Raw genomic sequence first — 13,532 nt, 5'->3', positions numbered from 1 at the left:
TTTCGTTAAAACATGGGTTTTAGTTGAAACACAGAATTTAGTCGAAATATATGTCAAAAACATGCAAGCTCCTGGTGATTAGGGATCCTTGCGGCCATCCCGCTTAGCGGCTTCAAATGCCGCGAGTGTAGCCAATCTGGCCAGCTTATGATCCACCAGCGGTAGTGGGTAATCCAGATGTTGCTGTTGCCGCTGCGCCCAGCGCCATGGCTGATGGATATCACTGTCTGGCACCCTAGCCAGCTCAGGTAACCAACGGCGGATAAAAACGCCGCTCGGGTCAAAACGCTCGCCCTGGGTGGTGGGATTAAAAATACGAAAATAGGGTGCAGCATCAGTACCCGTGGAGGCAGCCCACTGCCAGCCTCCATTATTGGCGGCCAAATCCCCATCCAATAGTTGGGACATAAAATAGCGTTCGCCGTGTCGCCAATCGATCAACAGGTCTTTAACCAGAAAACTGGCGCTGATCATTCGCAGGCGGTTATGCATCCAGCCGGTTTCATTCAACTGCCGCATAGCTGCATCAACAATAGGGTAACCTGTTTGTCCCTGCTGCCAGGCAAGTAGTTGCTGTTCTGAGTGATGCCATATTACGCCATCAGTCCAGTCAATAAAGGGACGATGCTGGCATAAACGCGGATAAGCCACTAACAAATGACGATAAAATTCACGCCAGACCAACTCATTGAGCCAAGTAAAAGCACCGCCGTCGGAGTTTTCCAGCAACGCGGGACATTCTGCCAACAAGCGGTTAAAGCATTGACGGGGCGAAAGTATCCCCAACGCCAGATAAGGTGACAAACAACTGGTTCCTGCCACAGCAGGCAGATCACGTTGTTGCTGGTAGTCCTGAACCTGCTCGCGACAAAAACTGCGCAGGCGATGTAATGCCGCCTCTTCGCCTGCCGGAAATAATTGGCTATCTACCGGTTGTTGCGGATAGTCAAACGGGAGCAGTGGTAATGGCATGGCAGCTACCACGTTATCGCGCGTTTTTGGCGCAGGGACACAACGGCATTCACTCATCATTAAACGCTGAATAAAAGCACGACGAAACGGGGTAAATACTTTGTACATCTCATTATTACCGGTCAGGACACTGCCCGGCGGCAATAACACACTGTCATCGAAACGGTGGCAGGTAATGGTGTGACCGGCTTCTTGCCGATGATTGAGCCGCGTCACTAGCGCCCCATCTCGCAGTTGTTCATTTAACTCATACTGTTGGTTAAAAAATAGCGCATCAACTTGCTGCTGCTGACAAAAATCATCCAGCCAGATAATGGAGTCCTGAAAATCATCACACTGATGATAGTGTAGCGGTATCGCCCGGATAGCCAGTGCGTGCTGTAACTGTTGTAGGTTTTGCAGCAGGAAGGTGGCCTGCCGAGGGGCCATATCATGTGCGGCCCATTGTGCAGGGGTCGCGATAAATAGCGCAATCACAGTGGCTTGTGGGTCCTGACAAGCGGCATGCAGCGCCAGATTATCCGTTACGCGTAAATCATTACGAAACCAGACCAGATGCGTCGCCATGCCTTATCCTTGTGCCGAGTAAAATGTAAAATAGCGTTGTCCGGCCAGATACTCATTCGGGAATTCAACCAAGTAAGCATTTATTTGGCCGATGGGGACACTCAAAGGCAACTCACCTACCCGATACTGCTCGATAAGCTGTGCCAATGCCTGACGTTGTGTTGACGTAAGGTAAGGCCGAAAATAACCCTGTACATGCATTAATACGTTGGTGTGATTGGCGGACGTTGGCTGATGAGACAACAAATGCAGTAAACGCTGACGATACTCATCAGTAAACTCAATTAATGATGACCATCTATCCATTGAGGCAATAAAAGGACCGATTTCGCGGTATTCAGGCTGCGAATGCGCCAACAGCACTAACTTATAGCGGCTATGAAAATCCATCAATTGGCCACGTGTTATGCCTGCTGCATATAACGCATCAAGCTCGTCTCGCGCATGGCAGTACTCGATACTGTGGGTTACCTGATTACTCTCCAGCATTCTATTCTCCCTTGGCCTTGGCAGCTTTTCTCATCACAGCATAACAGTTGTTGCCCGAGAACCACGCTCTTGCTTGATACCTTTATATCTGGGGCAGATATAAAGGCAGTAAAAAGCCCGCGAGTGTTAACCCACGGGCCATTAATTTTACGCCGTTTTTATCTACGAGCAGCTTACTGATTTATCTCAGTAAAAATCCTGTATTGCCGATTCAGACTGTGCCAACCACACCGGCTTATCACTGGTTTTAGCCCAAACCCGGTGCAGATAGCTGTAAAAACGGGCGCGTTCTTTGCGGAAAAGCATCACCGGCAGTGCCAGTAAACCGACCAGAATCACTGCGCTCCGGCGCAAGAGAACCTGATGCAATGGGTATGCGTTGTACATGGTCATAACGATCCTCCTTTAAAACGCCTTGGTGTAACAGCCAACTCGGTTAAACAGAGAGTCGATTTACAACTTGGCGTTAAAAATAAAATAAACAAAATTGGAAACTGGACAAAATTTTACCGTATCGGTTGAAATTTTACCACTCATCCGACCACTCAATTACGTCAAAATCCGAAATAAATTGTCAATTCTGTAATTTTGTTACAGCAAGGTTAATTTAAAACCAATCATTAGTTACATTACAGTTATGTACTCTTTAGTAATTGGCACATTATATGTATTGACTCAGTGCCTAACCCTTCAAGGGCCAGAATTGGCGATACTGCGCCGCCACTGGTTAATTTACACCCATTTTATGTCTATTTTTTGACCGTTTTTATACTTTTTTTACACCTCTCGGCCATTTTTTATCAGGAACTTTTCGCTCGACTTCATAAGCTGTTGTTATCAAAAATAAGCGTTGTGGAGGTGTATCGTGAGTTTCAGCATCATTAGTGGTGCGCTGTTGGTCCTACTGCTTCTTGGCTATCTGGTTTATGCCTTGTTTAATGCGGAGGATTTTTAAATGGCAGCGTCAGGATTTCTGCTTATCGCCAGCTTCATGCTGGTGTTGTTGGTGCTGTCCCGTCCGTTGGGGAGCTTTTTGGCTCGCATAATCGAAGGCGAACCCTTTGCGCCATTGCGCCAAGTCGAGGCCGGTTTATGGCGTTGTAGCGGTGTAAAAAATGAAGAGATGAACGGCTGGCAATATGCGCTCGCCATTCTCTGCTTTAACTTACTGGGTATTGCCTTGCTGTTCACGCTGTTGATGGCGCAAGGTTCGTTACCGCTAAATCCTGAACACATGCCGGGTATGTCATGGCATCTGGCCTTAAATACCGCGGTCAGCTTTGTCACTAACACCAACTGGCAAGCCTATAGCGGCGAAAACACCCTCAGTTATCTGAGTCAAATGGCCGGTCTGACGGTACAAAACTTCCTCTCTGCTGCAACCGGCATTGCCGTCGCTTTTGCTCTGATCCGTGCCTTTGCCCGCCATTCTGCCCACACACTGGGAAATGCCTGGGTCGATCTGGTGCGCATCACCTTATATGTGTTGCTGCCGATTGCGCTGATTATCGCGCTAATTTTCGTCAGTCAGGGGGTATTACAAAACCTGGATGGCTACCTGCATATCACCACCCTTGAAGGGGTAAAACAGACCCTACCAATGGGACCGGTAGCCTCGCAGGAAGCCATAAAAATGTTGGGGACCAACGGCGGCGGTTTTTTTGGCGCTAACTCCGCACATCCATTTGAAAACCCGACTGCTTTTAGTAACTTTGTGCAGATGCTGGCGATTTTCCTCATACCCTGTGCACTCTGTTTTGCCTTCGGTCAGGTGGTGGGTGATAGCCGTCAGGGCCATGCGCTGATCTGGGCTATGTCACTGATTTTTGTGGTGGCCGTAGTCGTGGTGATGTATGCAGAACTGGCCGGTAACCCGCACTTAACTCAGTTAGGTGCCGACAGCAATATCAATATGGAAGGTAAAGAATCCCGCTTCGGCATTCTGGCAACCAGTATGTATGCCGTGGTCACTACCGCAGCCTCTTGTGGGGCCGTTAACGCCATGCATGACTCCTTTACCGCCTTAGGTGGCATGGTACCGATGTGGTTAATGCAGATTGGCGAGGTGGTGTTTGGTGGGGTCGGTTCTGGGTTATACGGCATGCTGCTATTCGTGCTGCTGACCGTCTTTATTGCCGGGTTGATGATTGGTCGTACCCCTGAATATCTTGGCAAGAAAATTGACGTATTTGATATGAAAATGACCGCGCTGGCCATTCTGGTCACCCCGGCTATCGTGCTGCTGGGTACCGCACTGGCACTCTGCACTGATGCCGGGCGGGCGGGGATTCTTAACCCCGGTGCGCATGGTTTTAGCGAAGTTCTCTACGCCCTCTCCTCTGCGGCCAACAATAACGGCAGCGCCTTTGCTGGTCTGAGTGTCAATACGCCGTTTTATAACCTGCTGCTGGCTGCCGCCATGTTCTTCGGCCGCTTTGGCGTGATTCTGCCGGTATTGGCCATTGCCAACTCATTGGTGGCGAAGAAGCGGCAACCCGCGGGTAATGGCACGCTGCCAACCGCTGGACCACTATTTATCGGTTTGCTGGTAGGTACGGTGCTGTTGGTCGGCGCATTGACCTTTATCCCAGCGCTGGCCTTAGGTCCGGTTGCTGAGCATCTGCAAGTTTGGTTAGCACATTGATGAGAGAACTACTATGACACGCAAACAACGCGCGATTTTTGAGCCAGCACTGGTTCGTACTGCGCTTATTGATGCCGTGAAGAAACTGGACCCACGCGTCCAATGGCGTAACCCAGTGATGTTCGTGGTCTATCTGGGGAGTTGGCTGACCACTCTGATTTGGCTGGCGATATTAAGCGGCCAAACCACCGGTAGTGCCATGTTTACCGGCAATGTGGCTCTGTGGCTGTGGTTTACCGTGCTGTTTGCCAACTTCGCCGAAGCTTTGGCCGAGGGGCGCAGTAAAGCGCAAGCAGAAAGTCTGCGTGGGGTGAAAAAAACCAGTTGGGCCAAAAAATTGTCAGAAGCCCGCTTTGATGCGCCACAGGAGAAAGTCTCCGCCGATAGCTTGCGCAAAGGCGATGTGGTGTTGATTGAAGCTGGCGATACCGTGCCCTGTGACGGCGAAGTGCTGGAAGGTGGTGCATCCGTTGATGAAAGCGCCATTACCGGCGAATCTGCTCCGGTTATCCGTGAATCCGGTGGTGACTTCTCTTCCGTGACCGGCGGTACCCGCGTGCTGTCCGACTGGTTGGTAGTTGAGTGCAGCGTTAACCCCGGCGAAACCTTCCTCGACCGGATGATCGCCATGGTTGAAGGCGCGAAACGGCGTAAAACCCCTAACGAAGTGGCGTTGACCATTTTGCTGGTGGCTCTGACTATTGTCTTCTTACTGGCGACGGCGACACTCTATCCGTTCTCGGTGTTCAGTGTTGAGGCCAACCATGCCGGTTCACCGGTGACAATTACGGTACTGGTGGCGCTGCTGGTTTGTCTGATCCCAACCACTATCGGTGGCCTGCTATCAGCCATCGGGGTTGCCGGGATGAGCCGGATGCTGGGCGCTAACGTGATTGCCACCAGCGGGCGCGCGGTGGAAGCGGCCGGTGACGTTGATGTGCTGTTGTTGGATAAAACCGGCACTATCACACTGGGTAACCGCCAGGCGTCTGAGTTTTTACCTGCACCGGGTGTCACCGAGCAACAACTGGCCGATGCCGCGCAACTCTCTTCTTTGGCGGATGAAACGCCAGAAGGCCGCAGTATCGTGGTGTTAGCGAAACAGCGCTTTAACCTGCGCGAACGTGACTTGCACAGTCTAAATGCCACCTTTGTGCCTTTCTCGGCACAAACACGGATGAGTGGTGTGAACGTGCAGGACAGAATGATCCGTAAAGGTGCTGTGGATGCTATTCGCCGCCATGTCGAGTCCAATCAGGGCCATTTCCCGCGGGCAGTGGAAGACGCGGTGGAAAGCGTCGCCCGCACCGGTGGTACGCCACTGGTGGTGGCCGATGGGCCACGGGTGCTGGGTGTAGTGGCGCTGAAAGATATCGTCAAAGGTGGCATCAAAGAACGTTTTGCCGAGTTGCGCAAAATGGGCATCAAAACAGTGATGATCACCGGTGATAACCGCCTGACAGCAGCCGCCATTGCCGCAGAAGCGGGTGTGGATGATTTTCTGGCGGAAGCCACGCCAGAGGCCAAACTGGCATTGATTCGCCAGTATCAGGCCGAAGGCCGATTGGTGGCAATGACCGGTGACGGTACCAACGACGCCCCGGCACTGGCGCAGGCTGACGTCGCCGTGGCGATGAACTCGGGGACACAAGCGGCGAAAGAAGCTGGCAACATGGTGGATTTGGATTCTAACCCGACCAAGTTGATTGAAGTGGTGCATATCGGTAAACAGATGCTGATGACCCGTGGCTCGCTGACCACCTTCAGTATCGCCAACGACGTTGCTAAATATTTCGCCATTATCCCGGCTGCGTTTGCAGCTACCTATCCGCAGCTTAATGCCCTGAACGTCATGCAGTTGCACTCCCCGGCGTCGGCCATACTGTCGGCGGTTATTTTTAACGCACTGGTGATTATGTTCCTGATCCCGCTGGCACTGAAAGGGGTGAGTTACAAGGCGATGAGTGCAGCGGCGCTGCTGCGCCGTAACTTGTGGATCTATGGGCTGGGTGGCCTATTGGTGCCGTTTGTCGGTATCAAGCTGATCGATCTGGTACTGACCGCCCTAATGATGAGCTGAAAACTCAGTAATTAATGTTTGCAATGGCCACGGCGTGTTTTGCTCGTGGCCGCTATTAAGACCGAATAGAGAGGCAATATCCATGTCATACCTGCGACCTTCATTGGTTCTACTGATATTACTGACACTTATCACCGGGATAGCTTATCCTCTGCTGACTACCGGATTGGCAAAATTGATGTTTGCCGAGCAAGCGCGTGGTTCACTGGTGATGCTGGGTGATGAAGTTGTCGGCTCTACCTTGCTAGGCCAAAACTTTACTCAGCCAGGCTATTTTGCCGGCCGCCCATCGGTAACAGCAGATATGCCTTATAATCCAATGGCCTCTGGTGGGAGTAATCTGTCCATCAGCAATCCCGCACTGGATCAGGTTATCAGTGAGCGAGTAACATTACTGCGTCAGGCTAACCCGACACAAACTGGCCCAGTCCCGGTTGATTTGGTGACAGCATCAGGCAGTGGTCTGGATCCCAGTATTTCACTGGAAGCGGCCTATTATCAGGCTCCCCGCATCGCCAGCGTGCGCCAGATGCCATTGTCTGAAGTGAAGCAGTTGATTGATAGTAGTGTGCAAAAAGCGACACCGAACTTCTTCGGTGAATCAGTGGTGAATGTGCTGAATCTGAATATGGCGTTGGATGCCCAAAGCCCGGTAAAAGTACCGATCAACCCGGCAAAATCTTAAGGACATAACATGGTGGATGCAGAACCAACCCGCCCCGATCCCGACAGCCTGCTCGCAGCAGCCAATGAGAAGACCCGTGGCCGGCTAAAAGTGTTTTTCGGGGCCTGTGCGGGGGTAGGCAAAACTTACGCCATGCTGCAAGAGGCTCAGCGCCTGCGGACTCAAGGGCTGGATGTATTGGTTGGTGTGGTGGAAACACACGGGCGTAGCGAAACCGCAGCGCTGCTCGAAGGGCTGACCATCCTACCGCAAAAACGAATTCATCACCGCAATCGTCAGGTACGTGAATTTGATTTGGATGCGGCCCTGGCACGCCACCCGGCACTGATCCTGATGGATGAGCTGGCGCACAGTAATGCCTATGGCTCGCGCCATCCGAAACGCTGGCAGGATGTTGAAGAACTGCTGGATGCTGGCATTGATGTGCTGACCACCGTCAATGTACAGCATCTAGAAAGCCTGAATGATGTGGTCGGCGGCGTGACCGGTATCCGGGTGCGGGAAACCGTGCCCGACCATATGTTTGATGAAGCCACTGAAGTGGTTTTGGTCGACCTCCCCCCCGATGACCTGCGCCAGCGGCTGAATGAAGGCAAGGTCTATATTTCGGGTCAGGCGGAGCGAGCCATTGAGCACTTCTTCCGTAAGGGCAATTTAATCGCCCTACGCGAGCTGGCACTGCGCCGTACCGCGGATCGGGTTGATGATCAGATGCGTGCTTTCCGTGACACTCAGGGGCGCGAACGTGTCTGGCATACCCGTGATGCCATCTTATTGTGTATTGGCCATAACAGCGGTAACGAAAAACTGGTCCGAACTGCTGCCCGGCTGGCAGCCCGATTGGGGTGTATCTGGCATGCAGTCTATGTGGAAACACCCCGTCTGCATGGCCTGCCGGAAGCGAAGCGCCGGGCCATTTTACGCACACTAAAATTGGCGCAAGAGTTAGGAGCAGAAACCGCTACGCTGTCAGAACCCCGTGAAGAACAGGCCATCCTGCGTTACGCCCGAGAACATAATCTGGGGAAAATCATCATTGGTCGCCGCACGGAAAAACAGTGGAAACTGCGTGGTAGCTTTGCAGATCGCCTGGGCAAGCTGGGGCCAGATCTGGATTTGGTGATTATTGCACTGGAGGGCGATACCCCCCCCAGTGTGGTGAAAGAGAGTGATTCTCGTACCTTTACTGAAAAGTGGCGGATGCAACTGCGTGGCTGTGCGGCAGCCATCGGCTTGTGTGCCCTGATTACGGTGTTATCGCAGTGGCTCATCCCCGGTTTCGATCAAGCCAACCTGGTGATGGTCTACTTACTGGGTGTGGTGATTATTGCACTGTTCTATGGCCGCTGGCCGTCAGTCTTGGCGGCAGTGATTAATGTCGCCAGTTTCGATCTGTTTTTTGTTCAACCGCATGGGTCACTGGCGGTCACTGATGTGCAGTATCTGGTGACGTTTGGCGTGATGCTGATTGTCGGTATCGTGGTGGGTAATCTTACCGCTGGGGTGCGCTATCAAGCCAGAATTGCCCGTTATCGCGAGCAACGCGCCAGGCATTTGTATGAGATGTCGCGCGGATTAAGCCGTGCCCTAACGCCTGCGGATATTGTCAAAACCAGTCGTCATTTTCTCTCCAGCAGTTTTCAAGCGAAAACTGACCTGTTACTGCCACAGGAAGATGGACGCTTGCAGCAAGTCGCCACTGACGAAGGCGGCGCACTTTCTGTTGATGTGGCTATTGCCCGCTGGAGTTTTGACAAAGGCGCACCGGCAGGTGCCGGTACCGACACCCTGCCCGGTGTCCCCTATCAGTTATTACCGTTGACCGCCTCCAAGCAAACTTTTGGCGTGCTGGCAATCGAACCTGCCAACCTGCGCCAATTAATGGTGCCGGAGCAGCAGCGCTTGCTGCAAACCTTTACCAGTCTGATCGCCAATGCTCTGGAAAGGCTACATCTGGCACGCAGTGCCGAATTGGCAAAACTGGATGCCGAACGCGAGCAACTGCGTAACTCACTGCTGGCGGCACTATCTCATGATTTACGTACCCCATTGACGGTGCTATTCGGTCAGGCCGAAATTTTGACGCTGGATCTGGCAGCGGAAGGTTCACGCCATGCGCCGCAAGCCAATCAAATCCGCCAACAAGTGCTGAGTACCACCCGACTGGTGAATAACTTATTGGATATGGCGCGTATTCAATCGGGTGGGTTTAATCTACGTAAAGAGTGGCAATCACTGGAAGAGATCGTGGGTAGCGCCCTGCATATGCTAGAAACCGCCCTCAATCATCATCACATCAACGTCGAGTTACCGGATGAAATGGTGTTGATCAACTGTGACGGCAGCTTACTGGAACGGGTGTTTATCAATTTGTTGGAAAATGCACATAAATATGCCGGTCAGGGGGCATTGCTGGGGATTCGGGCCGCGGTACAAGGTGAGTGGCTAAATGTAGAAGTATGGGATAATGGCCCAGGAGTGACACTTGGGCAAGAACAGCTAATCTTTGATAAATTCTCCCGAGGTAACAAAGAGTCAGCCATTCCCGGTGTCGGCTTGGGTTTAGCCATTTGTCGTGCCATTATTGATGTACACGGCGGGCGTATCTGGGTTGAGAACAATAAAGATGGCGGTGCTAGCTTCCGCTTCACGCTACCACTCGAGAGAGCGCCAGATATTGATGGTGAAAACATTGATAGTGAACACCTTGATGCTGAAAAATGATATACCCTAAATAATTCGAGTTGAAGGAAGGCGGCAACTGAGTAAGTCCCCGGTCACTTACTTAAGTAAGTGACCGGGGTGACAAACCTGCCAGGAGCAGATTTGAACGCTGCTTGCAGCGGCCTCACAGAGGCGAGGCCCATGGACGGGCCGAGTAACGAAAGCAGCCAACACACAAGCAGCTTGAAGTATGACGGGTATAGAACCTATCTCAGTAGGCGTCATTGTTGCAGGCAGTTTGAACACGGACAGAGCGGAAGAACCGGAGCGTACACCGAGTACGTGAGGATTCTGAGCACTGCCCAGGTTCAAAATGGCAAATAAAATAGCCTAATGAAGGAGAAGTGACTATATCCCCGACTAACATTCTAATCGTAGAAGATGAAAAAGAGATCCGGCGCTTTGTTCGTATTGCGCTGGAGAGTGAGGGCTGGCGAGTATTCGAGAGTGATACCTTGCAACGGGGGCTAATTGAAGCCGGTACCCGCAAACCAGACCTGATTATTTTGGATTTGGGGTTACCAGACGGCGATGGACTGACTTATATTCAAGACCTGCGTCAGTGGAGTGCCATTCCTATTATCGTCTTATCGGCTCGTAACAATGAAGAAGATAAAGTGGCCGCGTTGGATGCCGGAGCCGATGACTACCTAAGCAAACCATTTGGAATCAGTGAGTTATTGGCTAGAGTGCGGGTTGCTTTGCGCCGCCATAGCGGTGGTAGTCAGGAAAGCCCGCTGGTGGGCTTTGCGGATATCAGCGTTGATCTGATTAATCGTCAGGTTACCCGTGCCGGCGAAAATCTGCACCTGACACCGATTGAGTTTCGCCTGCTCTCTGCATTATTGGCGAATGCCGGTAAAGTCATTACCCAGCGCCAGTTATTAAGCCAAGTCTGGGGGCCAAATTATGTCGAACACAGCCACTATCTGCGTATTTATATGGGCCATTTACGGCAGAAATTAGAAACAGACCCGACCCGCCCTAAGCATCTGCTAACTGAAACCGGCGTCGGCTATCGCTTTATCCCGTAACACCTTGTGTGATATAAAAATTTACATTGATACTAGGAAAATAACTGTCAGCGGCGTAGCATCAAACTTTTAAATGCTAATAGGTCTTATTATTCATGAGTACATGGTTGATTTACGCCCTGCTATCTGCCTTCACCGCCTCTCTGGTCGCTATCTTCGGTAAAATCGGCTTGCAGCAGTTGGATGCCAATACTGCGACTGCCGTTCGTGCTGTCGTGATGGCGCTGTTCCTGGTCGGTGTGGTGTTAGCTCAAGGGAAATTCAATCTGATCAGTGGTGTATTGGCCGATAAAAAAGCCCTGTTATTCATTATTCTCAGTGGCGTTGCGGGTGCGTTATCCTGGCTGTTTTACTTTATGGCTATCAAGCATGGCAATGTCTCTCAAGTGGCCCCGATTGATAAACTCAGTGTGGTTTTTGCGGTAATTCTGGCGGTTATCCTATTTGGTGAAAAAATCTCTCTGCTGGCCAGCTTGGGCGTCGCACTAATTACCGCCGGAGCATTGCTAGTAGCATTGGGGTAATCGGCTCCTGGCAATGGAAAACAGGGCTAAAAGAAGAAATATAATATTAGGTGTCAGCTTATCGGCTGATCTAACTTCTGGCGAAGAAATAGCGCCAATAGGCGCTATTTCTTACCGGTTATGACTATTTACCCGCTAGCACTTCACTGACAATATCTACGGCTTCCTGCTCTATCTTTTCACGATGCTCTGGGCTGATAAAACTTTCACAGTAAATTTTGTAAGCGTCTTCAGTACCGGATGGACGGGCCGCAAACCAGCCGTTATCCGTCATCACTTTCAGGCCGCCAATGGATGCACCATTGCCAGGTGCTGTGGTTAAACGAGCAGTAATAGGATCACCCGCCAACATGTTGGCTGTCACCATCTCAGGTGACAGTTTAGACAACGCGTTTTTCTGCGCCTGAGTCGCCGGAGCCTGAATACGGTTATAGCTCGGTGCGCCAAAGCGTTTAGCTAAATCATCATAGTGATGCTGTGGATTTTTACCGGTAACTGCTGTGATTTCTGCTGCCAGCAAACACATGATAATACCGTCTTTATCAGTAGACCACGGCGTGCCATCGAAGCGCAGGAAGGAAGCCCCAGCACTCTCTTCACCGCCAAAACCAAAGCTACCGTCGTGCAAACCGTCAACAAACCATTTAAAGCCGACCGGAACTTCTACCAACTTACGGCCTAAATCAGCCACCACGCGATCAATCATCGCACTGGAGACCAGGGTTTTACCCACGGCCACCTCAGCTCCCCATTGTGGACGGTGCTGGAACAGGTAATTGATCGATACTGCAAGATAATGATTCGGATTCATCAACCCTGCCGGAGTCACAATACCATGGCGGTCATAATCGGGATCGTTAGCAAAAGCTAAATCAAATTTATCGCGTAACGCCAATAAGCCAGCCATGGCGGACTCTGACGAGCAATCCATCCGGATCACGCCATCATGGTCCAGATGCATAAAGCGGAAGGTCTGATCGATAGAATCATTAACCAGTGTTAGATCCAGCTTATAGTGCTCACCAATACGTTGCCAATAAGCAATACCGGAGCCACCGAGAGGATCAACACCTAATTTCAAACCAGCACGTTGAATAGCCGGAATATCGACCACATCCACCAAGCCTGCAACATACGGCTGAATCAAATCTTGCTCACGCAGATGATTACCACGCCAGGCTTTATCCAGCGTTTGGCGTTTGATGCCCTCTAATTTCAGGCTGAGTAACTGATTAGCTCTTTTTTCAATTACCGAGGTCAGATTGGTATCGGCCGGGCCGCCATTCGGTGGGTTGTACTTGATGCCACCATCTTCAGGCGGATTGTGTGACGGTGTGATAACAATGCCGTCAGCCAAGGCTTTCCCCTGCACATTATGGCAGAGAATAGCATGTGAAATCGCCGGGGTTGGTGTAAAACCATTATCTTGCTGTACCACGACATCCACACCATTCGCCGTCAGCACTTCTAATACCGAGATAAATGCCGGTTCAGAGAGTGCATGGGTATCTTTACCCACATAACACGGGCCACTAGTGCCATGTTGATGACGAACTTCGGCGATCGCCTGAGCGATTGCTAAGATGTGTGCTTCATTAAAACTGTGGCGTAATGAACTGCCACGATGGCCGGAGGTGCCAAATTTGACCGCATGGGCCGGATTTTCAGCATCTGGCTGCAATACATAATATTGCGACGTTAACTGCGCAACATTTATCAAATCGCTTTGCTGAGCGGGTTGCCCGGCACGAGGGTGATTGGCCACAGTCACTACTCCCTATATATCCCCTTCGCACTTGGAGCCGCAAGCTGC

The 13,532-nt window shown here is 51.3% G+C and carries 11 protein-coding genes; 7 read left to right on the top strand and 4 right to left on the bottom strand.

Going from position 1 to position 13,532, the window contains the following annotated elements; all coding sequences use genetic code 11:
• Positions 1-78 precede the first annotated feature (78 nt).
• The 3 genes from phrB to Q2T72_RS06885 form a co-directional block, all read right to left on the bottom strand.
• A complete protein-coding gene (gene phrB / locus Q2T72_RS06895) occupies positions 79-1,539 on the bottom strand; it encodes a deoxyribodipyrimidine photo-lyase (RefSeq protein WP_083159614.1) in 1,461 nt (486 codons plus the stop codon).
• Positions 1,540-1,542: 3 nt separating this feature from the next.
• On the bottom strand, positions 1,543-2,028 hold the full coding sequence (locus tag Q2T72_RS06890) for a YbgA family protein (protein WP_083159615.1): 486 nt from the start codon (positions 2,026-2,028) through the stop codon (positions 1,543-1,545).
• 186 nt (positions 2,029-2,214) lie between these two features.
• A complete protein-coding gene (locus Q2T72_RS06885) occupies positions 2,215-2,421 on the bottom strand; it encodes a YbfA family protein (RefSeq protein ID WP_372568864.1) in 207 nt (68 codons plus the stop codon).
• Between the two features lie 472 nt (positions 2,422-2,893).
• Here Q2T72_RS06885 and Q2T72_RS06880 point away from each other — a divergent pair, with 472 nt between their 5' ends.
• The 7 genes from Q2T72_RS06880 to Q2T72_RS06850 all read left to right on the top strand — a co-directional run bounded on the left by Q2T72_RS06880 (position 2,894) and on the right by Q2T72_RS06850 (position 11,719).
• The gene (locus tag Q2T72_RS06880) at positions 2,894-2,983 is read left to right on the top strand and encodes a K(+)-transporting ATPase subunit F (protein ID WP_032907040.1); all 90 of its coding nucleotides are present in this window, start codon (positions 2,894-2,896) and stop codon (positions 2,981-2,983) included.
• Positions 2,984-4,672 (top strand): potassium-transporting ATPase subunit KdpA, encoded by a 1,689-nt coding sequence (gene kdpA, locus Q2T72_RS06875; RefSeq protein ID WP_083159617.1) that lies wholly within the window; start codon positions 2,984-2,986, stop codon positions 4,670-4,672. It begins immediately after the preceding gene.
• A 13-nt stretch (positions 4,673-4,685) separates the two neighbouring features.
• The gene (gene kdpB, locus Q2T72_RS06870; protein ID WP_083159618.1) at positions 4,686-6,752 is read left to right on the top strand and encodes a potassium-transporting ATPase subunit KdpB; all 2,067 of its coding nucleotides are present in this window, start codon (positions 4,686-4,688) and stop codon (positions 6,750-6,752) included.
• Positions 6,753-6,834: 82 nt separating this feature from the next.
• The gene (gene kdpC, locus Q2T72_RS06865; RefSeq protein WP_372568863.1) at positions 6,835-7,437 is read left to right on the top strand and encodes a potassium-transporting ATPase subunit KdpC; all 603 of its coding nucleotides are present in this window, start codon (positions 6,835-6,837) and stop codon (positions 7,435-7,437) included.
• 9 nt (positions 7,438-7,446) lie between these two features.
• On the top strand, positions 7,447-10,161 hold the full coding sequence (gene kdpD / locus Q2T72_RS06860; RefSeq protein ID WP_372568862.1) for a two-component system sensor histidine kinase KdpD: 2,715 nt from the start codon (positions 7,447-7,449) through the stop codon (positions 10,159-10,161).
• Between the two features lie 344 nt (positions 10,162-10,505).
• On the top strand, positions 10,506-11,195 hold the full coding sequence (gene kdpE / locus Q2T72_RS06855; protein ID WP_083159624.1) for a two-component system response regulator KdpE: 690 nt from the start codon (positions 10,506-10,508) through the stop codon (positions 11,193-11,195).
• A 95-nt stretch (positions 11,196-11,290) separates the two neighbouring features.
• Positions 11,291-11,719: an EamA family transporter gene (locus Q2T72_RS06850; protein ID WP_083159626.1), complete on the top strand. Its 429-nt coding sequence runs from the start codon at positions 11,291-11,293 to the stop codon at positions 11,717-11,719.
• 124 nt (positions 11,720-11,843) lie between these two features.
• Here the strand turns inward: Q2T72_RS06850 and pgm are convergent, their stop codons facing one another.
• Complete coding sequence (gene pgm, locus Q2T72_RS06845) at positions 11,844-13,484, bottom strand: phosphoglucomutase (alpha-D-glucose-1,6-bisphosphate-dependent) (protein ID WP_372568861.1); 1,641 nt, start codon at positions 13,482-13,484, stop codon at positions 11,844-11,846.
• Between the last annotated feature and the right edge of the window lie 48 nt (positions 13,485-13,532).

This window comes from Yersinia sp. 2466 StPb PI (assembly GCF_041538325.1).
Taxonomy (GTDB): Bacteria; Pseudomonadota; Gammaproteobacteria; order Enterobacterales; family Enterobacteriaceae; genus Yersinia; species Yersinia enterocolitica_E.
This window is presented reverse-complemented; position numbering and strand designations above follow the sequence as displayed.

Excerpts from the sequence above, each read along its gene's own strand:
- kdpD (WP_372568862.1), top strand. The coding sequence starts at position 7,447 with ATGGTGGATGCAGAACCAACCCGCCCCGATCCCGACAGCCTGCTCGCA.
- kdpC (WP_372568863.1), top strand. The coding sequence starts at position 6,835 with ATGTCATACCTGCGACCTTCATTGGTTCTACTGATATTACTGACACTT.
- Q2T72_RS06890 (WP_083159615.1), bottom strand. The coding sequence starts at position 2,028 with ATGCTGGAGAGTAATCAGGTAACCCACAGTATCGAGTACTGCCATGCG.
- phrB (WP_083159614.1), bottom strand. The coding sequence starts at position 1,539 with ATGGCGACGCATCTGGTCTGGTTTCGTAATGATTTACGCGTAACGGAT.
- kdpB (WP_083159618.1), top strand. The coding sequence starts at position 4,686 with ATGACACGCAAACAACGCGCGATTTTTGAGCCAGCACTGGTTCGTACT.
- kdpA (WP_083159617.1), top strand. The coding sequence starts at position 2,984 with ATGGCAGCGTCAGGATTTCTGCTTATCGCCAGCTTCATGCTGGTGTTG.
- Q2T72_RS06850 (WP_083159626.1), top strand. The coding sequence starts at position 11,291 with ATGAGTACATGGTTGATTTACGCCCTGCTATCTGCCTTCACCGCCTCT.
- Q2T72_RS06885 (WP_372568864.1), bottom strand. The coding sequence starts at position 2,421 with ATGACCATGTACAACGCATACCCATTGCATCAGGTTCTCTTGCGCCGG.